This window comes from Halioglobus maricola, assembly GCF_009388985.1.
GTDB classification, from domain to species: domain Bacteria; phylum Pseudomonadota; class Gammaproteobacteria; order Pseudomonadales; family Halieaceae; genus Halioglobus; species Halioglobus maricola.
Genome location: NZ_CP036422.1, coordinates 1,005,061 through 1,030,810, shown reverse-complemented (window position 1 = coordinate 1,030,810; position 25,750 = coordinate 1,005,061). Strand labels below are relative to the sequence as shown.

24 protein-coding genes and 1 other RNA gene are annotated in these 25,750 nt (G+C 58.6%); 4 read left to right on the top strand and 21 right to left on the bottom strand.

Translation table 11 applies throughout. The features are described 5' to 3' along the window. Positions 1 to 35: 35 nt before the first annotated feature. The 17 genes from ftsZ to rsmI form a co-directional block, all read right to left on the bottom strand. Complete coding sequence (ftsZ, locus tag EY643_RS04645) at positions 36 to 1,208, bottom strand: cell division protein FtsZ (protein ID WP_152661093.1); 1,173 nt, start codon at positions 1,206 to 1,208, stop codon at positions 36 to 38. Positions 1,209 to 1,263: 55 nt separating this feature from the next. Further along, positions 1,264 to 2,508, bottom strand: coding sequence for a cell division protein FtsA (ftsA, locus tag EY643_RS04640; RefSeq protein WP_152661092.1), 1,245 nt, complete (start codon positions 2,506 to 2,508; stop codon positions 1,264 to 1,266). A 14-nt stretch (positions 2,509 to 2,522) separates the two neighbouring features. Then, positions 2,523 to 3,434, bottom strand: a complete 912-nt coding sequence (locus tag EY643_RS04635) for a cell division protein FtsQ/DivIB (protein WP_152661091.1) — start codon at positions 3,432 to 3,434, stop codon at positions 2,523 to 2,525. 1 nt (position 3,435) lies between these two features. Then, entirely contained in the window at positions 3,436 to 4,359 is a 924-nt protein-coding gene (locus tag EY643_RS04630; protein ID WP_152661090.1) for a D-alanine--D-alanine ligase, read from the bottom strand. Then, positions 4,359 to 5,759 (bottom strand): UDP-N-acetylmuramate--L-alanine ligase, encoded by a 1,401-nt coding sequence (murC, locus tag EY643_RS04625; protein WP_240732886.1) that lies wholly within the window; start codon positions 5,757 to 5,759, stop codon positions 4,359 to 4,361. The genes EY643_RS04630 and murC overlap by 1 nt, the downstream gene beginning before the upstream one ends. 25 nt (positions 5,760 to 5,784) lie before the next feature. Beyond that, the gene (murG, locus tag EY643_RS04620; protein ID WP_152661088.1) at positions 5,785 to 6,873 is read right to left on the bottom strand and encodes an undecaprenyldiphospho-muramoylpentapeptide beta-N-acetylglucosaminyltransferase; all 1,089 of its coding nucleotides are present in this window, start codon (positions 6,871 to 6,873) and stop codon (positions 5,785 to 5,787) included. Continuing rightward, positions 6,870 to 8,006 (bottom strand): putative lipid II flippase FtsW, encoded by a 1,137-nt coding sequence (gene ftsW, locus EY643_RS04615; protein ID WP_240732822.1) that lies wholly within the window; start codon positions 8,004 to 8,006, stop codon positions 6,870 to 6,872. The genes murG and ftsW overlap by 4 nt, the downstream gene beginning before the upstream one ends. Next, positions 8,003 to 9,358, bottom strand: a complete 1,356-nt coding sequence (gene murD / locus EY643_RS04610) for a UDP-N-acetylmuramoyl-L-alanine--D-glutamate ligase (RefSeq protein ID WP_152661087.1) — start codon at positions 9,356 to 9,358, stop codon at positions 8,003 to 8,005. The genes ftsW and murD overlap by 4 nt, the downstream gene beginning before the upstream one ends. Positions 9,359 to 9,360: 2 nt before the next feature. Next, a complete protein-coding gene (gene mraY, locus EY643_RS04605) occupies positions 9,361 to 10,443 on the bottom strand; it encodes a phospho-N-acetylmuramoyl-pentapeptide-transferase (protein ID WP_152661086.1) in 1,083 nt (360 codons plus the stop codon). Then, positions 10,443 to 11,813, bottom strand: coding sequence for a UDP-N-acetylmuramoyl-tripeptide--D-alanyl-D-alanine ligase (locus tag EY643_RS04600; RefSeq protein ID WP_152661085.1), 1,371 nt, complete (start codon positions 11,811 to 11,813; stop codon positions 10,443 to 10,445). The genes mraY and EY643_RS04600 overlap by 1 nt, the downstream gene beginning before the upstream one ends. Then, positions 11,810 to 13,279 carry a UDP-N-acetylmuramoyl-L-alanyl-D-glutamate--2,6-diaminopimelate ligase gene (locus EY643_RS04595; protein ID WP_152661084.1) on the bottom strand — a complete coding sequence of 490 codons (1,470 nt, stop codon included), beginning with the start codon at positions 13,277 to 13,279 and terminating at the stop codon, positions 11,810 to 11,812. The genes EY643_RS04600 and EY643_RS04595 overlap by 4 nt, the downstream gene beginning before the upstream one ends. Then, the gene (locus tag EY643_RS04590) at positions 13,276 to 15,012 is read right to left on the bottom strand and encodes a peptidoglycan D,D-transpeptidase FtsI family protein (RefSeq protein WP_152661083.1); all 1,737 of its coding nucleotides are present in this window, start codon (positions 15,010 to 15,012) and stop codon (positions 13,276 to 13,278) included. Before EY643_RS04590 ends, EY643_RS04595 begins: the two co-directional genes overlap by 4 nt. Then, positions 15,009 to 15,344 carry a cell division protein FtsL gene (gene ftsL / locus EY643_RS04585; RefSeq protein WP_152661082.1) on the bottom strand — a complete coding sequence of 112 codons (336 nt, stop codon included), beginning with the start codon at positions 15,342 to 15,344 and terminating at the stop codon, positions 15,009 to 15,011. The genes EY643_RS04590 and ftsL overlap by 4 nt, the downstream gene beginning before the upstream one ends. Beyond that, entirely contained in the window at positions 15,341 to 16,258 is a 918-nt protein-coding gene (gene rsmH, locus EY643_RS04580; protein ID WP_152661081.1) for a 16S rRNA (cytosine(1402)-N(4))-methyltransferase RsmH, read from the bottom strand. The genes ftsL and rsmH overlap by 4 nt, the downstream gene beginning before the upstream one ends. A 9-nt stretch (positions 16,259 to 16,267) precedes the next feature. Then, positions 16,268 to 16,723 carry a division/cell wall cluster transcriptional repressor MraZ gene (gene mraZ, locus EY643_RS04575; RefSeq protein WP_152661080.1) on the bottom strand — a complete coding sequence of 152 codons (456 nt, stop codon included), beginning with the start codon at positions 16,721 to 16,723 and terminating at the stop codon, positions 16,268 to 16,270. A 355-nt stretch (positions 16,724 to 17,078) separates the two neighbouring features. Further along, positions 17,079 to 17,422, bottom strand: an RNA gene (gene rnpB / locus EY643_RS04570) — RNase P RNA component class A. Between the two features lie 37 nt (positions 17,423 to 17,459). Then, on the bottom strand, positions 17,460 to 18,290 hold the full coding sequence (gene rsmI / locus EY643_RS04565) for a 16S rRNA (cytidine(1402)-2'-O)-methyltransferase (RefSeq protein ID WP_152661079.1): 831 nt from the start codon (positions 18,288 to 18,290) through the stop codon (positions 17,460 to 17,462). 131 nt (positions 18,291 to 18,421) lie between these two features. On the opposite strand from rsmI, the gene EY643_RS04560 reads away from it, so the two are divergent. Genes EY643_RS04560 through EY643_RS04545 form a run of 4 tightly spaced genes read left to right on the top strand, consistent with a single transcriptional unit; the run spans position 18,422 to position 21,715 of the window. Further along, complete coding sequence (locus EY643_RS04560; RefSeq protein ID WP_205743147.1) at positions 18,422 to 20,161, top strand: penicillin-binding protein activator; 1,740 nt, start codon at positions 18,422 to 18,424, stop codon at positions 20,159 to 20,161. Positions 20,162 to 20,176: 15 nt separating this feature from the next. Next, a complete protein-coding gene (locus EY643_RS04555; RefSeq protein WP_152661077.1) occupies positions 20,177 to 20,530 on the top strand; it encodes a YraN family protein in 354 nt (117 codons plus the stop codon). A 34-nt stretch (positions 20,531 to 20,564) separates the two neighbouring features. After that, entirely contained in the window at positions 20,565 to 21,128 is a 564-nt protein-coding gene (locus EY643_RS04550; RefSeq protein WP_170287279.1) for a D-sedoheptulose-7-phosphate isomerase, read from the top strand. Between the two features lie 2 nt (positions 21,129 to 21,130). Continuing rightward, complete coding sequence (locus EY643_RS04545) at positions 21,131 to 21,715, top strand: BON domain-containing protein (RefSeq protein ID WP_240732821.1); 585 nt, start codon at positions 21,131 to 21,133, stop codon at positions 21,713 to 21,715. 37 nt (positions 21,716 to 21,752) lie between these two features. Here the strand turns inward: EY643_RS04545 and EY643_RS04540 are convergent, their stop codons facing one another. The 4 genes from EY643_RS04540 to petA all read right to left on the bottom strand — a co-directional run bounded on the left by EY643_RS04540 (position 21,753) and on the right by petA (position 25,553). After that, positions 21,753 to 22,157 (bottom strand): ClpXP protease specificity-enhancing factor, encoded by a 405-nt coding sequence (locus EY643_RS04540; protein ID WP_205743146.1) that lies wholly within the window; start codon positions 22,155 to 22,157, stop codon positions 21,753 to 21,755. A gap of 28 nt (positions 22,158 to 22,185) precedes the next feature. After that, on the bottom strand, positions 22,186 to 22,818 hold the full coding sequence (locus EY643_RS04535) for a glutathione S-transferase N-terminal domain-containing protein (protein ID WP_152661075.1): 633 nt from the start codon (positions 22,816 to 22,818) through the stop codon (positions 22,186 to 22,188). An 81-nt stretch (positions 22,819 to 22,899) separates the two neighbouring features. Then, positions 22,900 to 24,957, bottom strand: coding sequence for a ubiquinol-cytochrome c reductase (locus tag EY643_RS04530; protein WP_152661074.1), 2,058 nt, complete (start codon positions 24,955 to 24,957; stop codon positions 22,900 to 22,902). Then, complete coding sequence (gene petA, locus EY643_RS04525; RefSeq protein ID WP_152661073.1) at positions 24,957 to 25,553, bottom strand: ubiquinol-cytochrome c reductase iron-sulfur subunit; 597 nt, start codon at positions 25,551 to 25,553, stop codon at positions 24,957 to 24,959. The genes EY643_RS04530 and petA overlap by 1 nt, the downstream gene beginning before the upstream one ends. Positions 25,554 to 25,750: the final 197 nt, after the last annotated feature.

Sequence of the window (25,750 nt, the reverse complement as noted above, 5' to 3'; positions counted from 1 at the left end):
CCCTGAGCACTACCCGGATCTCTCCTCAGCGTGTCTCAGTCGGCCTGTCTACGCAGGAATGCGGGAATATCGAAATACTCCTCGCCTGCGTCTGCAGCGACAGCGGTCTGTCCACCTGCGGCGGCCCTCTGCCTGCGCTGCACCGCGGGGCGGTCCAGGTCGGCGTAGTTGGGCTCGTCCAGTTCGGACTCCGTGCTCACGGCGGACCTGGCGGGCGCGGTATCTACTACCTGCAACGGCGCGCGCGCCGCTTCACTGCCAAGTCCAGTGGCAACAACGGTTACCTTCAGCTCGTCCGTCATATCCGGATCGATAACCGTTCCTACAACAACTGTCGCTTCTTCGGATGCAAATTCCTCGATCGTGTCGCCAACTTCGGCGAACTCGCCTAATGCGAGATCGAGACCAGCGGTGATATTAACCAAAATCCCGCGGGCACCTTGTAAATCAATGTCATCCAGGAGGGGGCTGTTTATCGCTCTTTCAGCCGCTTCACGGGCACGATTTTCACCCTTGGAGCTGCCGGTGCCCATCATCGCCATGCCCATTTCGGACATTACGGTCCGCACATCGGCAAAATCGACGTTGATCATACCGGGGCGAATAATCAGATCTGCGATCCCCTGAACTGCGCCCAACAATACATCATTCGCCTCCTTAAAGGCATCGAGCAGACTGGTATTTTTACCTAGCACTTCGAGCAATTTTTCATTGGGAATCGTGATCAAAGAGTCCACATGCTGCTGCAGTTCACCCACACCTTCCTGGGCAATTTTCAAACGCTTTTTGCCCTCGAAAGGGAACGGACGGGTTACCACGGCAACCGTCAGGATGCCCAGCTCGCGCGCCACTTCTGCAACCACCGGAGCGCCACCAGTACCGGTTCCGCCACCCATACCCGCAGTGATAAAGATCATATCGGCACCGCGAATAGAATCGGCGATACGCTCGCGATCCTCCATTGCAGCAGCCCGACCAATCTCAGGGTTAGCGCCAGCACCGAGACCCTTGGTGATCTCGCCACCGAGTTGCAGCACAGTCCTGGACTCGATGTCCGAGAGCGCCTGCGCGTCTGTGTTGGCACAGATGAAATCAACACCTTCAACCGAGTTATCGATCATGTGCTTGACAGCGTTGCCACCGCCTCCGCCCACTCCGATCACCTTTATGACGGCGTTGCTTGGTACATTGTCTATCAGTTCAAACATGGTTTATTTCTCCCCTTTTATAGAAAAGCCGCACTCGAATGCGACCGCTTACCACTCAAAAATTACTTGAAATCCAGGCCTTGGCCCGATTGATCCAACTCTCGGCCGGTGCGCCGCTGCTACTGCGGCCACCGCTCTGACTGTTCTCTTCCGTATGGTCGACGCCGTAATGCAACAAACCCACGCTGGTTGCGTAGATCGGGTTGCGCACGATGTCATTCAGCCCCTGCACGCTCTGGGGATATCCCACGCGTACCGGCATGTGAAAAATTTCTTCCGCCAGCTCCACCACACCTTCCATCTTGGAGGTACCCCCGGTGAGCACGATGCCCGCCGGCACCATGTCTTCGAAGCCCGAACGGCGCAGTTCGGCCTGCACGAGGGTGAACAATTCGTCGTAGCGGGGCTCAACCACTTCCGCCAGCGACTGGCGCGACAAGTCTCGCGGCGGCCGGTCGCCTACACTGGGTACTTTGATGGTTTCGTCCGCGCCGGCCAGCTGAGTCAGAGCACAGGCGTACTTGATCTTGATTTCTTCCGCATGCTGCGTCGGTGTGCGCAAGGCCATGGCGATATCGTTAGTCACCTGGTCGCCCGCAATCGGTATGACGCCTGTGTGGCGAATTGCACCCTCAGTAAAGATCGCGATATCGGTCGTACCGCCGCCGATATCCACCAGACAAACACCCAGGTCGCGCTCATCCTCAGTGAGAATCGAGTAGCTGGATGCAAGTTGCTCTAAAATGATCTCCTCAACTTCCAGCCCGCAGCGACGAATACATTTTTCAATATTCTGGGCCGCATTCACGGCGCAGGTCACGAGGTGAACCTTGGCCTCCAGCCGCACACCCGACATACCCAGAGGCTCCTTGATCCCCTCCTGGTTATCGATAACGTATTCCTGCGGCAGGATGTGCAGAATCTTCTGGTCTGCAGGAATCGCTACTGCCTGGGCTGCGTCGATCACTCGCTCCAGATCATGGCTGTAAACTTCCTTATCCTTAATCGCAACGATGCCATGAGAGTTCAGGCTGCGAATGTGGCTGCCCGCAATCCCCACATACACCGAGTGGATCTGACAGCCGGCCATCAGCTCGGCCTCTTCCACCGCGCGCTGAATCGACTGGACCGTGGATTCAATATTGACCACCACCCCTTTCTTCATGCCTTTGGACGGATGTGAACCAATACCCACAACCTCGATTTCGCCGTCCATGCCGACTTCACCGACGATCGCCACCACCTTGGATGTCCCGATATCCAGGCCGACGATCATTCTTTTGTCCTGCGCGCTGCCCATGGCAGTCTCTCCCCTTAGGCTTTTTCTTTATCCGTTTTTTCTTCCTGAGGCGGTAACTCGCGATACGCTACCGCGACCCCTTTGTGATACCTCAGGTCCACCCGCTCTACCTCACTCATCCGCGAGGCCAATTCCACGTGATACAAGCGGCTGAACCGCTGCATACGCTGGCGAAAATCATCGCCGCCGATCATCAGCGACTGCCCACCTGCGAGCACCGCCTCCACCTGACCACGGTCATCCACCAGTAATTGACTGACGTTCAGACGCAGCGGTGCGAGAATATCCACCAGCCGCTGGTAAGTGTGCATTAACTCCCCGGCAGCACCTTCAGGGCCCCGCAGCTGCGGCAGCGCTGACCAGTCTTCGTTGTGACTGGGTCGGAAAACCTCGCCTTCGTGATTCAGGAAAGCCCCATCGCCCCAACGCGCTATCGGCAGCTGCTCCACAACATGAATCTCTAGCGCGTTTGGCCACACCCGGCGTACATTCGCCTCGTAAATCCAGGGCAGCGCCTCAAGCTGGCCGCGCACTTCTTTGAGATCCGCGCCCAGGAAACCGCCAACCAGGGCCGGCTGCACCATGTCCTGAACCGCACTGGTACGCGTGTTTTCCAGCTCACCAGTCACGACGATGCGCTCTACCGGGATAGCAGAGAGATAGACCCAGGCCTGCATTCCTGCAGCCGCCACCACGCCGACACCCAAAAGAATCAGGATGCGGTTCAACCATGCGAAACTCGCTGGCGCCTTCTCTACCTTGGTCTGCTGTTTACGCGTCGCACCTTTCGCAGGGGTTTGCCGCGACTTGCGCTTCACCTGTTCCTGAGGCGCTTTTTTCTTAGCGGCCGCACGCCGAGCTTTCTTCGGCTTGCTCTCTTGTTCGGGGCGCCGGCCAAACACCGGCAATTTAATCGCTACACCCATGCTATGCCTGCGCCTCCCAGCTCAAAGTAAGAATCTGCTCAACCAACTGCGGCACGGTCATTCCCACCTCTCGCGCAGCCATCGGCACGAGGCTATGTGACGTCATACCGGGAATCGTGTTCACTTCCAGTACATAGAAACGGCCATCGACATCACGCATCGTATCCACTCGTCCCCAGATCGCGCAGCCCAGAGAGCGAAAGGCTGCCAGCGCCAGCGCACCCACTTCAGCCTCGTCTTCCGCAGACAGGCCCGAAGGGCAGTTGTAGGTCGTGTCGTTGGAAATGTACTTTGCTTCGTAGTCGTAGAATTCGTTGTCTGTCTGCATGCAGATGGAGGGCAGAGCGCGATCTCCCAGAATCCCTACGGTGTATTCGGGACCATTGATAAACTTCTCGGCCAGCACTCCTACGCCATACTGAGCCGCGTCGTGATAGGCCGACTGCAATGCCGCTGCAGTGTCTGCCGGGGCCATACCTATGCTGGAGCCCTCGCACGCAGGTTTGACGAATACTTTACCCAGACGATCGATGACCGCTTGCCAGTCCGTGTTTTCTTGCAGCATGGCGAAACCACCCGTGGCAATACCGATACCTTGCCAGAGTTCCTTGCTACGCTGTTTGTCCATCGCCAACGCCGACCCCAGTACACCGGAACCGGTGTAGGGAATACCGAGCGCCTGCAGGGCACCCTGAATACAGCCGTCTTCACCGCCGGGGCCGTGAAGAATATTGAACGCGAAATCTACCCCTTCGAGCTGCGCCATCCAGGCGTCATCCGCCGGATCAACTTCGCGTACGGTGTAATCGAGCGAACGTAAGGCGTCAACGACAGTGGCGCCGCTATTGAGAGAAACTTCGCGCTCAGCCGACGTCCCACCGAGCAACACCGCGATCTTTCCCTGCTTCAGCTGTGCGCTAGTCATCACTTACACACCTCAAAAAAATCAAGACCGGCCAGGTCCCGCGCCAGAGCACCGATATTGCCCGCGCCCTGGGTGACCACCACATCGCCGCTCTGCACCACGTCACAGAGAATGCGCGGCACATCGTCGATGCTCTCGGCAAAAATTGGCTCCAACTGACCTCGCTGGCGAATACTGCGGGTCAGACTGCGGCTGTCCGCACCCGGGATGGGCTCTTCCCCCGCAGCGTAAACATCGAGCAACACCAGTACGTCGCAGCGAGAGAGCGCTGCGACAAAGTCCTCGTAAAGATCGCGTGTACGTGAGTAGCGGTGAGGCTGATAAACCATCACCACTCGCTGCTCCGGGAAAGCCTGTCGCGCGGAGTCGAGGGTGGCCCTGACCTCGGTTGGATGATGACCATAGTCATCAATGAGCAGTGCCTTACCCGCGGGCAAAGAGAGTTCACCCATATTTGAGAAGCGGCGACCAACGCCTGCAAAGCCCGCCAGGCCGCGGAGTATGGCAGCGTCCTCAAGACCCTCGTCGCAGGCCACCGCAACGGCTGCTGTGGCATTGAGCACATTGTGCTCCCCGGGCATATTCAGCTCGACATTCAATGACCCGGCCTCACCAGGACGATGCACGATAAAGCGAGTAACAAGGCCTTCACGCTGCATATCGTCAATGCGGTAGTCAGCATCATCCGCAAATCCATAGGTAATCACCTGACGGCTCACATCAGCGAGCATCTCGCGAACCACGGGGTCATCAACACACATCACCGCCACACCGTAGAACGGCAAATTGTGCAGGAACTCAAGGAAGGTACGGCGCAGGACGGAAAAATCACCGCCGTAGGTATCCATATGATCGGCTTCAATATTGGTGATCACAGTCACCATGGGCTGCAGGTGCAAGAACGAGGCATCACTTTCATCAGCTTCTGCGACCAGGAACCGGCTCGCGCCAAGCTGAGCATTACTGCCGACACTGTTAACGAGCCCGCCGATCACAAAGGTTGGATCCAAACCGGCCTCGCCAAAGACATTGGCAATCAGGCTGGTGGTCGTCGTTTTGCCATGCGTGCCCGCCACTGCGATGCCGTGCCGGTAGCGCATCAGCTCCGCAAGCATTTCAGCGCGCGGCACAACCGGAATACGCGCCTCGCGCGCCGCGGCCACTTCGGGATTGGATTCGTCAACCGCGCTCGAACTCACAACGACATCCGCTGCACCGACGTTCTCCGCCTGATGACCGATAAAGACTTCAACGCCCCGCTCCTGCAGGCGACGCGTAACCGGGCTGGCGCGCAAGTCAGAGCCGCCCACTTCGTACCCAAGGTTAACCAGGACTTCAGCGATGCCACTCATGCCTGTGCCACCAACGCCTATCATGTGGATGCGGCGCACACGGCGCATCTCGGGAACTGTATAAGCGCTCTTGTCAGTCAGCACGGAACAGCTCCTCGCAGCGATCGGTCACGTCGGCGGTGGCTCTGGGAGTTGCAACGGCACGCGCCGCTAGAGCCATCGCCTGCAGTCGCTCTGGATGGTTTATGTACCCGCGAAGCGACTGCGTAAGAACGGCAACGCTCATATCGGCCTGACGCATCAGGATTGCACCGCCTCGGTCTGCAAGAGAGCGCGCGTTCGCCGTCTGGTGGTCATCGATAGCGTGGGGTAGTGGCACCAAAATAGACGGCCTACCCATGACCGCCAGCTCTGAAACAGTCAGCGCACCGGCTCGGCACACCACCACATCCGCCCACTGATAAGCCTCGGCCATGTTTTCAATGAAGGGAGCCACCCTCACCCTGTCCGCCGCATCCTCTGGATAGGCGTGACTGACCGGGCCAACATGCGCCTCTCCGGTCTGGTGCCACACATGAATGTTCGCGCCCTCTTGCAGCAGGGCACTCACCGCCGCGGGAACCGCTTCGTTTAATGGCTTCGCGCCGAGGCTGCCGCCCAGAATAAGGACATGCAGGCTGCGGCTACCGTCGTAGTCATACTGCTGCTCTTCACCGGCGGCAATAATCTCCTCGCGTACAGGATTGCCCAGCGTGAGCGTTTCGATATCACTGTTAAAAGCTGCCGGGAAACCTGTGACTACGGTTTTAGCCAGCGGTGACAGCATTCGATTAGTCGTACCCGCGATGGCATTCTGCTCGTGAATCAGCAGCGGCCGGCGCAGCAACCAGGCTGCCACCCCGGCGGGGCCGGCGACATAACCGCCCATGCCGACCACACAAGCCGGTTGCAATCGCAACACCAACCAGAGCGCCTGAAGTGACGCCACGCCCAGTGCAATTAACCCCTGGATCTTGTCCAGGATCCCCTTGCCGCGCACACCGCGCACGGCGAGATGATGGAGCGTGATGCCAGCAGCCGGAACAACTCGCTGCTCCAGGCCTCGAGACGTCCCCACCCACTCAACCCGGTGTCCGCGCTCACGCAATTCATTGGCGACAGCCAGGGCTGGATAAACATGGCCACCAGTGCCACCTGCCATCATCAGGACCAGGGAGCTCACTTCTTCACCTCCCCGTGACGCACGCTGTTTTCGATACGCAATACCAGCGCCAACATGACACAGCACACAATCAGACTGGTGCCGCCATAGGAAACGAACGGCAGGGTCAGCCCCTTGGTGGGCAATAGGCCCGAGCTCACACCCATGTTCACAAATGCCTGACCGGAGAACACCAGCGCCACGCCATAGCAGACATAGGCGCCAAAAGGTTGCGCTGCTAATTGAGCCGCGCGACCCACCCAGAGAATTCGACCTATCAGTGCGATATACAGCAAGATCACCGCCAAGGCACCGACGAAGCCGGTCTCCTCAGCCCAGATCGAAAAGACGAAATCGGTGTGTGCCTCAGGCAAGTAGAACAGCTTCTGGACGCTGTTACCCAGGCCAACGCCAAACCACTCGCCGCGGCCAAATGCGATCAATGACTGCGTCAACTGAAAACCGGTGTCATAAGGATCGGCCCAGGGATCGGTATACGCCGTGAGTCGTTTTACGCGATACGGTTCACTGACCACCAGAACCAGCAAAGCGCCCAACGCGCCGGCGCCCACCACCATGAAGTGAACAATCTTCACGCCCGCCAGGAACAACATACCGAAAGCGCTCCCGGCAACAATGACCGTGGCACCAAAGTCAGGCTCCACCATCAACAGCAAGGTGGCAGCAAACAGGACGGCCATGGGCTTGAGGAAACCCTGCCACTCATACCTCACCTCGTGCTCGCGCCGCACCATGTAACCCGCCAGATAGACGACCATGGCAAGCTTGGCAAACTCCGATGGCTGCAGCGTGAAAGGACCCAGAGGCAGCCAGCGCTGACTACCATTAACTTCGCGCCCGACGCCGGGTATCAGCACCAGAATCAACAGCGCAAGTGCGATAAACAGCCAGACCCAGCCGGTCTGCTCCCAGAACTCCAGCGGAATGCGATAAACCACTATCGCTGCACCCAACGCCACTCCCATGTAAATCAGATGACGCACGGTGTGAAACCAGGTACTGCTGTAGTTAATATCGGCATACTCAATCGATGCAGAGCTAATCGCTACAAGCCCCACCAACATCAGGGCGACCCCCAGCATCAGCAGACCGGTATCAGGCATAAGAGAGGGAGCACTGACGGCGCGACTCATGCGTCCACCTCCAGCATCGAAACGGCTTCGCGGAAGGCGTCGCCGCGAGCGGCAAAACCGGGATACATATCAAAGCTCGCACAGGCCGGCGAAAGCAGTATCGTTTCACCCGGCGCGGCGAGCGCAGCAGCATTACGCACAGCCTCAGCCATGTCCTCACAGCGCAGGATTTCAGTGACAGGCCCGAGCGCCTCTTCCAGCAGGGCCGCATCTTCGCCGATCAACAGCACGTGCTTGCAGTGTTGCTGCACAACGCGGCGCATGGCACTGAAGTCCGCCCCTTTACCTTGACCACCGGCAATGAGCAGAACATCGCGCTCTCCGCCCAGCCCGGCGAGTGCCGCCTGGGTCGCACCTACATTCGTTCCCTTGGAATCGTTGACATAGCTGACGTCGTTAAGCCGGGCCACGAGCTCGCAGCGGTGCGGCAACCCGCGGAACAGTTTCAGGGCGCGACACATAGCGTCGACCGGTAGTCCGGCGGCTCTCCCGAGCGCTAGTGCTGCAAGCGCGTTTGCCTGATTGTGCAGGCCTACAATGCCGAGCTCATCAATAGCCAGCAATGGCTCAGCCCCATAGCAAAGGTAACCATCGCGCAGACCAAAGCCGTGCAATTCAGGCTCGCCGAGTCGCCAGCTCACCACCTCAACGTCTTCCGGCACCAATGGCACGGTAAGTGGGTCGCTGCGATTGACCACGACTTTACGACAACCCTGAAATATACGGTGCTTGGCCTGGTGATAACGCACCAGGTTACCGTGGCGGTCCAGGTGATCGGCACTGACGTTCAGTACGGTCGCGACTTCAAGGCCGAGATTTCCGGCACGCTCCAGTTGAAAGCTGGACAGCTCGAGTACATACAGATCTCTTGCTGGTGCCAACAAGTCCAACGCCGGGGTCCCAAGGTTCCCGCCAACACCCACATCCAGACCTGCCTCCAGCGCCATGGCGCCGACCAGCTCAGTCACTGTGGATTTCGCGTTCGAGCCGGTAATACCAACCACTGGCGCCTGCGCCGCTGCGACGAACAGGTCGATATCACCGACCAGTGTGGCACCCGCCTCCAGTGCTGGAGCCAGCATCTGGTCATCAGGCGCAATACCGGGGCTCACAATAAGCTCATCTGCACCGGTAAGAAGCTCGGCGGGAAACTCGCCAAGATAGACCGGGACATCCGGCATCTCAGCCTGCACTTGCGCCAGGCCGGGTGGCTTTTCGCGGGTATCGACGATAGCAAAAGGTTGGCCGCTCTTGTGCAGGAAGCGCGCGCAGGACAAACCCGTGACGCCCAGGCCGACTACCACCCGGTTCACGCTGCTTGCTATTACGTCCTGTACCACTGCCTGTGTCACTCCTACCTCAGCTTCAGTGTCGCCAGCCCAAACAGGACCAGCATCACGGTGATAATCCAGAAACGCACAATGACCCTGGGCTCTGGCCACCCCTTCAATTCGTAGTGGTGGTGGATTGGGGCCATGCGAAAAATGCGCTTACCTGTCAGCTTGAAGGAGGCTACCTGGAGAATGACCGATACGGTCTCCAGTACGAAAATGCCTCCCATCACAAAAAATACGATCTCGTGACGCGTGATCACTGCGACTGTTCCCAGCGCGGCGCCCAGCGCCAACGCACCTACATCGCCCATGAATACCTGAGCGGGATAGGTGTTAAACCAGAGGAAACCAAGCCCGGCCCCGGCGATGCTGCCGCAGAACACAGCCATTTCCCCGCTCCCTGCCACATAGGGAATCTGCAGGTAGTCAGCGAAATTTGCATGGCCGGTCAAGTAGGCAATGATCCCCAATGCTCCGCCCACCATCACCGTCGGCATAATCGCCAGGCCGTCCAGACCATCGGTGAGATTGACAGCATTGCTGGAACCGACGATCACGAAGTAGGTCAGCAGGATGAACAGCGGGCCCATGTCCCAGGCGAAATCCTTGATAAAGGGAACATACAATTCAGTAGTGACCGGGGTATCGATGTAGACATAGAGATAGAGCGCAGCGGCGAGACCCGCGATCGACTGCCACAGGTACTTCCAACGAGCCGGCAGGCCCCGGGAATTTTTCTCGACGACCTTGCGATAGTCATCTACCCAGCCCACCGCGCCAAAAACAGCCGTTACCAGCAGCGCTATCCAGACATAGGCATTGCGCAGGTCCGCCCACAGCAACGTGGAAATCGCTATGGCAACCAGAATGAGCGCACCGCCCATGGTCGGTGTACCGGCCTTGCTAAGATGGCTCTGGGGCCCATCATCCCGCACGGCCTGTCCCACCTGGTAGTAGCTCAGCTTGCGAATCATGTAGGGACCAACCATGAGCGATATAGCCAGCGCCGTGCCCGCAGCGAGAATCCCGCGCAACGTGAGATACTGGAAAACCTGAAATCCACTTTCGAACTGACTGAGGTATTCAGCGAGAAAAAGGAGCATCAGCGCTCTCCTGCGCTTGCGAGCGCCGTCAGTCCATTCACCACACGCTCCATCCGGGCCCCACGAGATCCCTTCACGAGAACCGCATCTTCAGGGCCGAACGACTCCACGCCTGCTGCAAGTGCCTGGTCACAATCTTCGAACCAGCGCCCGCCGCTGCCGAACACCTCGACCGCCTCTCGCAGTTCCTCCCCGACACCCCAGAATTGATCCAGGCCGGCCTCCCGGGAAAATTCGCCCATCTGCCTATGCATCATCGCACTCTCGGGGCCCAGCTCACGCATTACACCGAGCACGAGGGTACGGCGTCCTGATGCCTCAATAAGCGTTTCGATGGCAGCTTTAACCGAGCCCGGGTTGGCGTTATAGCTGTCGTCAATGACCAACGCCCCACTGGCATTGCGCACCGCGGCAAGACGGCCAGCAACCGGTTGCACCGCAGCTAGCCCGGCGGCGATTTCGGCAAGTTCCAAACCGCAGGCCAGGCCCACAGCAACAGCTGCGAGGGCATTGCTATGATTATGGGGGCCGGGCAAAGCCAGCATGGCAACGAACTCACCCACCGGCGTAGCAATCCGCAATTCACTACCCTCGATACCGAGTGAACGCGCCTCCAACAGGTGCACCGCAGCAGCGCTCGATACGGTGGAGAAATCAATGACACGGGCTTCTCCTGCACGCGCTCGCCAGGCATCAGCCCAGGCCTGGTCGGCATTTATCACCGCCACACCCTGAGTGCCAAGGGCGTCATATATCTCAGCCTTGGCATCGGCAATCTGCTCTACACTGCCAAAGCCATCGAGATGTGCAGGCATCGCATTAAGCAACAGGGAAACAGTGGGCTTGCCGATTTCACACAGCCACTCGATATGGCCTTTACCCGCGGCACCCATCTCCACCACAGCGAATTCATCGCCGGGGCCAAGGCGCAACAATGTGAGTGGAACACCCACCTCATTATTAAAGTTGCCATCAGTCGCGAGGGTTTCACCTCGCTGCGACAAAACAGCGTGCACAATATTTTTGACTGTGGTTTTCCCGGCACTGCCGGTAATTGCCACCAGCGGCCCGCTGAACTGAGCGCGATTATAGGCGCCCAGCAGACCAAGCCCGCGCTGTGTGTCCGCAACTTGCAGCTGCGGCAGAGCCGCCGTACTTTCGCGGCTGATCATGACTGCCGCAGCGCCCGCGTTGGCAGCGACATCGAGGTAGTTATGGCCGTCGAAGTTATCACCCGACAGAGCGACAAACAGGTCACCTGTTTTGAGCTCTCGGCTATCGGTGCAAACACTGTCTATCCGGCAATCGCCACCGACGAGGATCGCATTGAGCGGCTCACACAATTCCGCAAGACTGAATGAACGCATCATGCCTCCACCCTCTCTTGCGCGGCTTGCAGCGCCTTCGCAGCCTGGGCCTCATCGCTGAAGTAGATCTTGTTACCCTCAATAATCTGGTAATCCTCGTGTCCCTTGCCTGCGATCACCACACAATCACCCGCCTGTGCGTCAGTAATCGCCAACGCAATGGCCTTCGCTCTATCGACCTCAAGTTGATACTGGCCGCTACATCCGACCTCTATATCGGCAACAATGGCAGCCGGGTCTTCTCCGCGCGGGTTGTCGCTGGTGACCACGACGCGGTCAGAATGGCTACAGGCTATCCTGCCCATCACCTGCCGCTTGGATTGATCGCGATCGCCACCACAGCCAAATACGGTAATAAGCTCGCCCGCTACCTGCGGTCGCAGGGCAAGCAATACTTTCTCGAGTGCATCAGGGGTATGGGCGTAGTCGACGATCACCTGCAATCCCTGCTCGTTCGCGATGGCCTGCATGCGCCCTGGCACTGGCTGCAGCTGACTGACTGCGGCCAGGACCTTGTCGAGCGCCTCACCCGCCAGCACTACCGCGGTAATAGCGGCCGCCAGATTTAACAAATTGAAGTCGCCCGCGAGCGGGCTATCGAATTCGCCTTTACCCCAGGGGGTTCGCAGCAGCCCATGCACACGACCCGCCGCGAAAGTGGCGCCTTCTACGTAGATATCTGCCGTGGCATCCCGCAAGGAATAGCGATAAGCGGTAACGGCGGGGTCGAGCACTTGCAGTACTCGCGGTGAGTACGCGTCGTCAAGATTGACCAATGCGTAGCGCAGACCTTCTGTGTTAAACAGCGCAAGCTTGGCCCGGCCATAGGCCTCCATGCTGCCGTGATAATCCAGATGGTCCTGAGAAAGATTTGTGAAGATAGCGGTCTCAAACGCGACGCCATTAACCCGCCCCTGAACCATCGCGTGGGAGGACACTTCCATGCACACAGCGAAGACGTCGTCATCGCGCCACGCTGCAAGCTGATGTTGCAGAGACACTGAGTCAGGTGTGGTATTACCGCCCTGGGATACAGCCTCATCCAGGCTCGCTCCAAGCGTGCCAATCACGCCACAGGGCTTACCCAGCAGGCGTACCAGTTGGGCCACCAGGCGGCTGACGGTGGTTTTCCCGTTGGTACCCGTGACCCCAACCATGTGCAGTTCGCGAGAGGGATGACCATAGAATTTCGACGCAAGAAAACCAGACTCCTGCTGCAGCTCGGGCACTTCGACCAGCGGCACCGGTACCGCATCCACAAAGCCGGCTATCGGCGGTTCGGCCAGCACTGCGCTCGCGCCATTGGCGACCGCCTGCTCTATAAACTGGCGTCCATCGTGCTGCTCACCGGGTATGGCCAGGAACAAATCTCCCGCCTGAACCTTGCGGCTGTCGAGCTCGATTCCCCGAAGCTCAGTCCCAGCACCCTCGCAATCGGGGCGCTCAATCAATTGTGCCAGCGCCATCATGCGGCACCACCACGCCCGGTCGAGGCCACAGCGACCTCCTCGGGCAAATCAGTCGGAGTAACGCCCAGCAGGCGCAGCGCGCCACGAGTCACTTTAGAGAAGACCGGAGCTGCTGCAGACCCGCCGCCGTAAGACTCGCCCTTGGGTTCATTGATGACCACAACGGTGACCACACGTGGATCATCGACCGGCGCGACCCCGGCAAAAAGAGCGACGTAGGAGTTATCGATATACCCCTGAGGCCCCACCTTGTGCACAGTGCCTGTTTTACCCCCTACCTCATATCCGGCTACGCGCGCCTTGCGCGCCGTGCCGTGTTCTCCAGTAACCCGACCGAGGACCTTGAGCACCTCTGCCGCAACATCCGGAGATATAACCTGAACACCCTCCTCCGCCTCGCCGTCACGGGCGAGCAGAGAAACCTCCTGCATAATGCCGTTGTTGGCGAACACACTGTAGGCGCGCGCCAATTGCAAGGGCGTGGTAGTGATGCCATAACCGAAGGCCAGGGAAATTTTTTCAGTGGAATACCAGCGGGGCCTGTTGGGCAATACGCCGGCGCTTTCCCCAGGGAAACCCGTTCCCAGCGGCTGACCAATTCCGAAACGGTTAAATACCTCCCAGATCGGCTCATGACCGAGCTCAACCGCCAGCTTGGTTACACCGACCTGGCTGGACTTTTCAATCACCCGCGAAAGGCTGATCTCGCCATAGTTGCGCGGATCGGGATAGGTCTTGGGGCCCACCCGAATCCAGCCCGGCGATGTATCAATCATGGTATCGGTGGTGTAGAGGCCACTTTCGAGCGCAGCAACCAGCGTCAGACTCTTCATAGTCGAGCCCGGCTCATACGTGTCAGTGAGCGCGCGATTACGAGTGGTCCCGCCCTTCATGTTCTTGCGGCTATTGGGGTTGAACACCGGATAGTTGACCATCGCCAGCACTTCGCCCGTATGCGCATCGAGAGTCACCACGGTGCCACTTGCAGCACCCGCTGCCGTGACCGCCTTCGCCAATTCGCGGTGCTGCAGGTGCTGCAAGCGCAAATCGATACTCAGACGCAATGGATTACCGGGACGTGCTGGCTGCACCACACCGATATCACGGATCATCTGGCCCCTGAGATCCTTGATGTACTTTTTCTTGCCCGGCACACCCTGCAGATGCGCATCGAACGCGAATTCCATGCCGGCGATACCTTCATCATCGAGATTGGTAAAACCAACCAGCTGCGCCGCGACCTCACCTGCAGGGTAGAAGCGACGATATTCACGCTCGCCATACACACCCCGAATCCGCTTACCGAGAATTTCACGCGCCTCGTGTGGCACACGGTGCCGATCGAGATACATAAACTGCTTCCCCTCGTACCGCGCAACTCGCTCCTTGAGCGAGGACAGCGTCATACCCAGCGCCGCAGCCAGCTCGGGCAAACGCTCCGTATCAAGGTGAAGGGGGTTTGCCCAGATCGACACGACCGGGGTACTCACGGCCAGGGGCTCACCGTGGCGATCCGTAATGACACCGCGATAGGCGGGAATTTCAGCACTGCGGAGCGAACGGGCATCACCCTGATTCTGGAGAAAGGTATACCCGCGCTCTGTTTCAAGAATCTGCAGGGACAGGACTCGACCAATCAACACCACCGCCATCGACAGCAGGGCAAACGCCACCAGGTAAAGGCGCCACATTGAAGGCTGCTGCTGTGCTCTCTTGCGCGCTGCCGCCTTCATCGGCCCACCACTTCATAGCGAGCCAGGTCGGGCTCCGCCATTTGCAACTCACCGCGGGCAACCTTTTCGACCCGGTAGTGTGACGCCCAGGTACTTTCCTCGAGCAGCAGTCGACCGTAATCTTCCTGCAAATGCCACTGGCGGGCCTCCAAGGCCTGCAAATGCGTATAGAGCTCGCGACACGCGTGAGTTGTATGAATCACAGCAAAGGCGGAGACCAGCACCAACACGCCGAGCGCCAGGGTGCCGAGCTGCCATGGGCGCTCGCTGGCAGTTTCGCTGGCGCGCACTTTCGCGGTGACCATTTTCTTGCCCTGCACCCGCGAGCTCATGCGATTTTCTCCGCCACGCGCATCACAGCACTGCGGGACCGGACGTTTTCTCCCAGCTCCTCTTCGGAAGCCTTCACCGCCTTGCCCACCAGCTTCATGCGCCGATTGAGCGCAGCATCAGTGACCGGCACGCCCGGCGGCAATTGCTCGCCACGCGCCATATCGCGCATATAGCGCTTGACCATCCGGTCTTCAAGCGAGTGAAAACTGATCACCACAAGGCGACCTCCCACCTTGAGCATGTCCAGCGCGGAATCGAGTAAATCGCGCAAATCGCCCAGCTCGCGGTTCACCTGAATGCGAATCCCCTGGAAGGCGCGTGTGGCGGGATGCTTGTGTTTCTCCCAACGGGGGTTTGCCTCTTTAACAACCTGGGCCAGCTGGCCGGTCGTTGTCAGCGAGCCGGTATCGCGCGCGGCGACGATGGCGCCCGCGATACGCTTGGCAAAACGCTCTTCTCCGTATTCTTTCAGCGCGTAAGCAATATCTTGCTCGTCGGCACGAGAGAGCCACTCGGCGGCAGTCTCGCCGGAGCTGGTATCCATACGCATATCCAGCGGGCCATCCTGCAAGAAACTGAAGCCGCGTTCGGCCTCATCCAACTGGGGACTGGAAACGCCAAGATCAACCAGAATGCCGTCTACAGACTCGCAACCCAGTTCACTCAGGTGAAGCGGAAGACTGGCAAAAGAACCGTGATAAAAAGTAAAGCGGGGATCAGCAGCAGCGAGCTCGCGGGCAGAATCTATCGCAACGGGGTCCTTGTCGACGCCCAGCAGCTGACCGTCATCAGCAAGGCGATCCAGCACTGCGCGACTGTGACCACCCCGACCAAAAGTACCATCCACGTAGAAGCCACTGGGCGCCGTTACCAGAGCTTCAGTTGCCTCTCGTAGTAGTACTGTCAAATGCATGCTGGCCACCTACAGTGTCAGCGAGAACAATTCGTCGGGAACTTCCGTCAGCGGACCCGCGTCCGCCAGCGCCTGCTCCCGTTCGGCCATCCACAATGCTTCGGACCAGATTTCCATCTTGTTGCCCTGCCCGACCAACACCAGCTTCTTGCTCAATTCGGCGTACTCGCGCAGTGACTGGGGCAACAACATGCGCCCACTGGCGTCCAACTCAATATCGGTGGCGTAGCCCAGCACCAGGCGCTGAAAGCGCTTGATGGCCGGCTTGAGAGCTGGCAGGGCCTGGATTTCGCGCTCGATGCGCTCCCACTCTGGCAGTGGATAAACCGCGAGACACGCAGTCTGGGTATCAATGGTGACAACAATCTTGCCTTCGCATTGAGACAGCAATGGCTCACGCTGGCGCGCCGGCATTGCCAGGCGACCCTTCGCATCCATTGATATGTGCTGTACTCCACGAAACACGGCGCGCTTCCCCACTCACTGTCCAATTGATCCACAAAAAGACAGATTTACCCACTTATTCCCACTTTTCGACACTATAGGCCTGTGGATATAGCAGGTCAACCGAGGCAGCTTAGAAAAAACGCTGTAAATTCAAGCCGTTACGGGGCATTTAAGCGCATTTTTGAGTATTTTACGAGATAAATATACCTACAAAACAGCCTCATAACTCCAACACTTAAGTAATCACTTTAAGTTACAGGCTAGTTTTTTATCTGGAGGGCTTTTTTTATTACCTATTGGAATAACCGGGATACATTTTAACGATTGGGAGAAAAGAAGAAGCCCCTGGACCGGCAAGGTCCAGGGGCTTCAGTAAGCGAGTCGGTCTGTAAGCCGGGTTCTGTCGTGGACGACCATTCATCTGCGACAACCGTCACCGATTGCCTGAAGCGACCTACCCGAACCCGCCGCGGGCCGCGGCTTAAGGGTTCCTATTTGGTCTTGCTCCGAGTGGGGTTTACCATCGCCGCGCCTGTTACCAGCCACGCGGTGCGCTCTTACCGCACCTTTTCACCCTTACCTCTGCGAACAGAGGCGGTATCCTTTCTGCTGCACTTTCCGTAGGCTCACGCCCCCCAGAAGTTATCTGGCACCCTGCCCTGTGGAGCCCGGACTTTCCTCCCCTCACACGTGAGGAGCGATCGCCCAACCAACTCGCGGCGCAGGTTACCTAGCATGGGAACCGGTTACAAGCCTATTTCTGGCCGAGCAGGTAGTCGTACAGATCGCGCTTCCTCAGGCCAGTGTGCTCAGCAACAATGGCGGCAGCCTTTTTGCCGGGAAGTTCTTCGGCGATCCGTTCAAGTAACCTCGCCGTGTCGGCGTCCAGGCTCACATCTCCCTGATCTCGGCCGGCGACTACGAGCACAATCTCACCTTTCTGCTGGTTGGCATCGCTGACAACAAAGCCGTGAAGCTCTGCCAGCGGCGCACGATGAACGGTTTCAAAGGTCTTGGTGATCTCCCTGACCAGCACGGCTTCGCGCTCGGGGCCAAACACGCCAACCATGGCGTGCAATGCGTCCGCTACCCGGTGCGGTGCCTCATAAAAAACCAGAGACGCGGCTTCGTCGACCAGATCCTGCAGGCGCTGAGCGCGAGCCCCTGCCTTGGCGGGAAGAAAACCCTCAAAGCGGAAGCGATCAGTGGGCAGGCCACAGACACTCAGAGCAGCAATGGCAGCGCAGGGCCCGGGAATGGCGACAACCTTGTGACCGGCTGCCTGCACCTCTCGCACCAGACGGTATCCGGGATCGGAGATCAGTGGTGTACCGGCGTCAGAAATAAGGGCCACAGTACCGCCATCTCGCAAGGTATTCACAATACGGGCGGGCGCTCGCTCACCACTGTGCTCGTGATAGGGAATAGCGGGGCTTTCAATACCGAAGTGTTGCAGCAGGCGGGCGCTGTGGCGGGTATCCTCAGCGGCGATAAGGTCGGCGTCGCGCAGCACCTGCACCGCTCGCTGCCCCATATCACCCAGATTTCCGATGGGTGTGGCAACAATATACAACCCAGTTTCCACGATTTCCCCTTATAATATCGCCACGCGCCACAAGCTGTGGCAGGCTTGCCAGAATTGAATCGGTGCAGCATAGCATGAGAGCAACCCATCCCCTGCCTTGGTATATGACCCGGGCCAGCTTTGGCCTAGCCTTGGCCACCCTCCTGATCGCCTGTGGCGGAACGCCGCAAAAAGAGGCGCCTGAACCTGTGTCGCCGGCGACGGAAACGACGCCGGACCTCAAAGGCCTGACAATGCCAGCGAGCCTCTATCGCAATGAATTCCAGGCTGCCGAGGCAGCACTGGCTCGCAACCAGTGGATGGTGGCAGAAACCAGCCTGACCCCACTCGCTGAAACAACCCTGGATGCAAACGATAGCGCGCGTCTCACCTACACAGAGGCGCGCATTGCACATCTTCGCGGTGACGATCCTGGCGCCCAGGCTCTACTCAAGGCCATGGACCAACCTGGACTGCACCCGGCCATCGCCTACCGCGCGCACAATTTTCAGCGTCACCTGCTCGACCTGCAACGCGATTACCTGACCAGCGCTGCACTGGGCGCACAACTGCTGGCCATCGCCCCCTCAAGCGACCAGTTGGCCCTCAAGCGCAGCGTATGGCACGACCTCATGCGCACGCCCCCCGCTAACATTGCGCGAGCCCGAGGCACCAGTACCGATCAGCAGTGGGCCGCATGGTTGGAACTGGCAGAACTCGCCAACCAGGACTCCACCCATCTGGCGACGGGTCTTCCCGCCTGGCAGGCCAACAACCCGGGGCACCCCGCGAATTCACCACTCCCCGGCGGCTTGCAGTATCTTCAGGATCAGACGGCGGCGCCGCATCAGGTGGCCCTTATGCTGCCGCTTTCGGGCCGACTAGCCCCCGCTGGCAAGGCTGTGCGAGACGGATATCTGGCAAGTTACTTCAAGGCTCGCCAGGGGAACGCCGCCCCCTTTGAAATCAGGGTTGTCGACAGTGATCTCTACCCTTCCGTCACTGAAGCCTACCGGGCTGCAATAAACGGCGGCGCCCGCATGGTTGTCGGCCCACTCAGCAAAAATGCTGTAGCCGAATTGGCACTCGAGCCCGGCAGGCCGGTGCCCATCCTGGCCCTCAATCAAATGGATGGGAGCCTTCCCGCCGGGAATAGCGCGCTTATTCAATTTGCCCTGGCCCCGGAAGATGAGGCCGCCCAGATAGCCGAAGTCGCCTTTGGCGATGGTGCTCGCCGAGCCCTTTTGCTGCGCCCAGCTGGCGCCTGGGGCGATAAAATGGAGCAGGCCTTGCGCGCTCGCTGGCAAACACTGGGAGGGACCTTTAGCAGCGCCCTTGCCTACACGGGTCAGGACGACTACTCCGCCAGCATAAAAAACGGCCTCGGCATCGCCAGCAGCGAGGCGCGCCGCCGCCAGTTGCGCGACATGCTGGCCGAGCCCGTCGAGTTTACCCCCCGGCGCAGACAGGACATTGACGCCATTTTCCTGCTGGCAAGGAACGCCGCCGAGGCCCGCTCCATGAAGCCCCTGCTCGCCTTCCATTACGCCGGAGCGCTTCCGGTCTACGCCACTTCCAGTGTTTACCGTGGCAGCGCCGACGACCGCGATCGGGATCTGAACGGCTTGAACCTCGTTGAATTACCCTGGCTACTGGGCTCCAATCGCGAGCTGAGCGAGGCCTTGGCGAAGGCGAGCATCGACGCCTACCCTCGCCTGAACGCGCTGGGCGCCGACGCGTACTTGCTTCAATCGCGCTTCCTGCAGCTCCAGGCAGGACCCGACCTGCTTATCCGCGGAGACACCGGCTTGTTAAGCCTGAACCCGCAACTGCAGATCGAGCGAGAGCTGGTACCGGCCAAATTTGATGGAGGCGAACTCGCCCCACGCTGATTAAAATCCCGGGGCATGAAGCACCTGGGAGACAGCTATGAGAACTTCGCGAGCCAGTGGCTGCTGGACAGAGGCTTGCGGTTACTGGAGCGAAATTTTCGCTGCAAGGTGGGCGAAATAGACCTGATCGCTCTGGACGGAGATCAGCTTGTTTTCGTGGAGGTACGCGCCCGCAGCAACCCTCGCTTTGCTTCCGCTGTGGCAACAGTTGACCGGCGCAAACAACGCAAGCTGCGCCTCGCTGCGCTTCACTACCTGCAGAAGACCCGGGGCACAACCAGGGTGCACTGTAGATTTGACGTGATCGCCATCGAGCCGCGACAATTCCCGGATGAACCTGCCGTCCGCTGGATTCGCTCAGCCTTCTGAAACCCAGGATTGCACGACAACAAAAAGGGACACTGTGGATCACTACCAGATTATCGCCGAACGATTTCAGAACACACTAGAAAGCGCTGCCATGTCGGTCGACCAACTCGCCGACCCCATCGCCAGCGCCTGTGAATTGATCACTCAGGCGCTGCTGCAGGACCGGAAAATCATCAGCTGCGGGGCCGGCGTCGACGCCGCCCTGTCCCAACTCTTCAGCAACAGCCTGCTCTACAGCCTGGGCGAAGAACGCCCCGCACTGCCGGCTATAAGCCTGGGCTGGGACGCAGGCGCCTCGCCGACCGCGCCAGCGGCACACCGTTTCAGCCATACGCTCCGCGCCCTGGGCCAGGAGGGAGATGTGCTCCTGACCATCAGCAGCGCCGAGCCAGACCCCAGCGTGATATCCGCGCTAGAGGTAGCCGGCGAGCGCGGTATGACCACCGTCGCGCTGTGTAACGCCAACGATATCCCCGACGCGATGTTTTCCATTACGATCAACGGAACCACTCGGCGTACCGTGGTCGAACTACATACCATGGTGCTACAAACGCTTTGCGAACTCATCGAGGCCAGCCTCTTCGGAACCGGACACTGACAATGAATCGACCATCCCACCCCCTGCTCCTGACTGCCCTGCTAACCTCTCTGCTGACTTTGGCTGGCTGCGGCCACATGCTCGCGGGCATGGAAACCAACGCAATTGAGGAAGATCAGGGTGAACGCACCTGGGGGCGCATGGTCGAGGACGATAGCATTGAGACCAAATCGCGAGTGAACATTCACGCTGCCGATGAAGCCTTCGACAACGCGCACCTCAATATCGTCAGCTACAACGGTTATGTCCTGATTGCGGGACAGGTTTCCTCCGAAGCACTGAAAGCCAAGGCAACAGATGTTGTCCGCGAAATTCGCGGCGTCAGGCGGATCTACAACGAACTGGAAATTGCCGCTCCCAGTTCTGGCATGACCCGCACCTCGGATACATGGATTACAACCAAGGTGAAGTCGTTCTACCTCGGGAGTTCAGACATCCAGGGGCAACGGGTAAAAGTCGTCACTGAAAACGGAGTGGTCTATCTGATGGGACTGGCGACTCGCGCAGAAGCTGATCGTATTGCAGCCGAAGCCTCCGATGTCGGCGGCGTGCAGAAAGTGGTCAAACTGTTCGAACTGCTGGACTAAAACGAAAAAGGCGCGATTCTCAATCGCGCCTTCCAGTTTACTTGACGATTTTCAGTGAGGGCCGGCCCTCGGGCTTGCTCGGTTCCGGCGGGGCATCGTCCGGTGGCGTAGGCTCATCCTCCGGCTCCTCCTCTGGCTCGAACACCATACCCTGACCGTTCTCACGGGCGTAGATACCGATGACTGCACTGGTGGGAGCGTAGACGTCTTTGGCTACGCCACCAAAACGACCGTTGAAAGCCACCGCTTCATTGCTAATATCAAGATCCATCACAGCCGTGGGAGAGATGTTCAGGACAATCTGCCCATCCTTCACATACTGCTCCGGCACCATCACGTTTTCCTGCATGGCATCCACAAGAATGTATGGCGTGCAGCCGTTGTCCACGATCCACTCGTAGAGCGCGCGCATAATATAGGGCCGGCTGGAGGTCATTTTCATGTAACGCGGTTCGTCAATGAGCGCCCCCTCAGGAGCGCATCTCCCGCTCCTGCTCGGAAAGACTCTCCTGGAAGGATTCACGAGCGAACAACGCGTCCATGTAGGTGAACAGCGGTTTGGTCTGCTTGGTGTTACGGATATCAACGCCCAGGGCAGGCAGGCGCCACAGGATAGGAGCAATACAGCAATCGACCAGAGTGAATTCTTCGCTCATAAAGAAAGGCTTCTCGGCGAAGATCGGCGCAATGGCGGTGATGCTCTCCTTCAGCTCCTTGGTGGACTTCTTGATCACGTTGTCGCTGCGTGTGTGCAGGATGGCGTCAACCAGGGCACACCAGTCTTTCTCGATGCGATGAATCAGCAGGCGGCTCTCGGCGCGCGCAACCGGGTACACCGGCAACAGCGGTGGATGCGGAAAACGCTCATCGAGATATTCCATCATCACCTTGGACTCGTACAGAACGAGGTCGCGATCCAGTAGCGTCGGCAGGCTGTTGTACGGATTGAGTTCTGACAGTTCCGCCGGGGGGTGGGCCGAGTCGGATTCGATCAGATCCACTGTCACACCTTTCTCCGCCAGGACGATACGCACCCGGTGGCTGTAGTGACTGGTGGGGTCCGAAAAAAAGGTCATTGAAGACCGCTTTGCCACAACACCCATGGAGAATTCCTCTATTGATTAACTAGAAACAAAAACGCAGCGAGACGTCACGCCACGCTGCTGCAGTGCGATCGCTAAGGATCAGTGTACGTCTTTCCAGTATTCGCGGTTCAGCAACCAGGCGAAAACGAAGAACAGTGCGATAAACAGAAGAACGAAAACGCCAGTGCGCTTGCGCTCCATAGCCATTGGCTCGGCTGTGTAGGCCAGGAAGTTGACCAGGTCGTAGATCGCCGCGTCGAACTCTTCAGGCGTTGAAGTACCTGGCTCAGCGACTGACCAGGAACCACAGGGATCGTCGAGAATATCAGCGCCAGTCAGTGGGTCGCGCTTCACGCCGCCATTACCCGCCTTTACCGGACCCGAGGCACATTCCTGCATGCCCTGCATCTCCAACATCACATGGGGCATGCCCACGTCCTTGAATACGCGGTTGTTGACGCCATAGGGGCGGCTGTCATCGCGATAGAAATTGCGCAGGTATGTGTACAGCCAATCAGGCCCACTGCGTGCCGCAGATGCACGAGCTCGGGCCACCAGGGTCAAATCAGGAGGAGTCGCACCGAACCAGGTTTTGGCGGTGCGCTCGTCCATCGCGTTCTCCATCAGGTCACCAATCTTGTAGTTCGGGTCGAACATCAGATGGGATTCCATAAGATCCGCGGGAATGCCGAGATCCTCGGCCACGCGATTGTAGCGAGAGTACTGCAGCGAGTGACAAGCCATGCAGTAGTTCATGTACAACTTGGCACCGTTCTGCAGTGACGCCTTATTGCTGAGATCGACAACCATTTCGTCGCACTCGATCTCACCACAGGCGTAGGCAGATTCGGCACCCACCGCTTTCAGCGGAATAATGGTCAGTGCCAGAATCAGTGCCAGACCCGCCATGCTGCCCCAGAAGCCAATGCCGCCATCGGTGGTGACACGCTCTGGAACCGGCTTGGTTTTATCCATGGCGCTCCAGATGGGCATCAGCAAGAAGAAGGCAAAATAGAACACCGAACAGATCTGCGCGAGGAAGGTACGCGCGGGTGTAGGGTTCTTCACGCCCAGCACACCGAGAATCAGGAAGCAGGCCACGAACAGCACCAACATAACCTTGGTGATGTTGCCGCGGTAGCGCCAGGACTTAACCGGGCTGCGATCCAGCCACGGCAACAGGAACGGAATAGCTACCGAAGCCGCAAAGGCGATAAAGCCCCAGAACTTGTCGGGCACCGCTCGCAGCACCGAATAAAACGGCGTGAAGTACCAGACAGGCGCGATGTGCTCGGGGGTCTTCAGCGCGTTGGCTTCCTCAAAATTTGCGAACTCCAGGAAGTAACCGCCCATCTCCGGCAGGAAAAACATAACTGCACAGAAGATAAACAGGAATACCGCAATCGCCTGCAGGTCATGAACCGTGTAGTAGGGATGGAACGCAACGCCGTCCAGCGGCACGCCGCTCTCGTCCTTGTGCTTTTTGATGTCCACGCCATCAGGGTTGTTGGAACCCACTTCGTGCAAGGCCAGCAGGTGCAACACCACCAGGGCCAGCAGCACAATCGGCAATGCCACAACATGCAAAGCAAAGAAACGGTTCAGGGTGGCCCCGGAAATCAGGTAGTCACCGCGAATCCAGGTGACGATATCTTCACCGACAACCGGTATCGCTCCAAAGAGCGAAATAATCACCTGGGCTCCCCAGTAGGACATTTGCCCCCAGGGCAATACGTAACCTACGAACGCCTCGGCCATCAGCACGACAAAGATGAGCATGCCAAAGATCCAGATCAGTTCCCGCGGCTTCTTGTAAGAGCCGTACAACAGCGCACGGAACATGTGCAGATACACCACCACAAAGAAGGCCGAGGCCCCTGTGGAGTGCATATACCGCAGCATCCAGCCGTAATCGACATCGCGCATGATGTATTCGACGGAGGCGAAGGCATCTTCCGAACTGGGCGTATAGTTCATGGTCAGCCAGATGCCGGTCAGCAACTGGTTGACGAGTACCAACAGGGACAGAACCCCGAAGAAGTACCAGAAATTAAAGTTCTTGGGCGCATAGTACTTGCCCATGTGGGTATCCCACGCGCGCACGATCGGCAGGCGGTCATCAACCCAATCACGCAATCCAACTAGCATATTAATCATCAGGCAGCCTCCGTATCCACGCCAATTACCAGGACGTTGTCACCCTCGAAGGAATACGGGGGAACCACCAGGTTGGCCGATGCCGGTACGCCGGAATAGACGCGCCCCGACAGGTCAAATTTCGATCCATGACAAGGGCAGAAGAAGCCGCCCAGCCACTCTTCGCCACCCAGGTCAGCAGCGCCCACTTCAGGGCGAAACTTGGGAGCACACCCCAGATGAGTACAGAGGCCAACAACCACCAGCAGCTCAGGGCGAAGTGAACGTTCGACGCCTTCGATGTAATCAGGTTGCTCAGAAATCTCTGACAGGGGATCTTTCAACGTGCTGTCCAACTTGGGCAGGTCCGCGACCTGCTCCGGAGTGCGGTGCATCACGTAGACGGGCTTGCCTCGCCACTCGACCACAACCATCTGGCCGGGTTCCAGTTTACCGATGTCCGCCTTCACTGGCGCACCGGCCGCCTTGGCCTTGGCTGACGGGTTCCATGAACCCAGGAAGGGCACAGCTATGCCCACTGCGCCGGCAGCGCCCACCACACTGGTGGCAGCCGTCAGGAACTTTCTCCTGCCGGTGTTCACGCCATCACTACTCATGCTTTTCTCCCCTAGATTTGACGCGGGCGGACGTGGGAAATGTCGCCCCGGAATCCGCGCCTCACAAAATGCTGCCAAATAGTACGGATTTTGGCCGTTTGTTACAAGGTGAACGCCTTGATTCTTAAGCGTTTTGGGGCCCGACCTTGCCCTGAATCAATATGCAGAATGCCGGCTCAAAGCGCGCCCACTCAGGC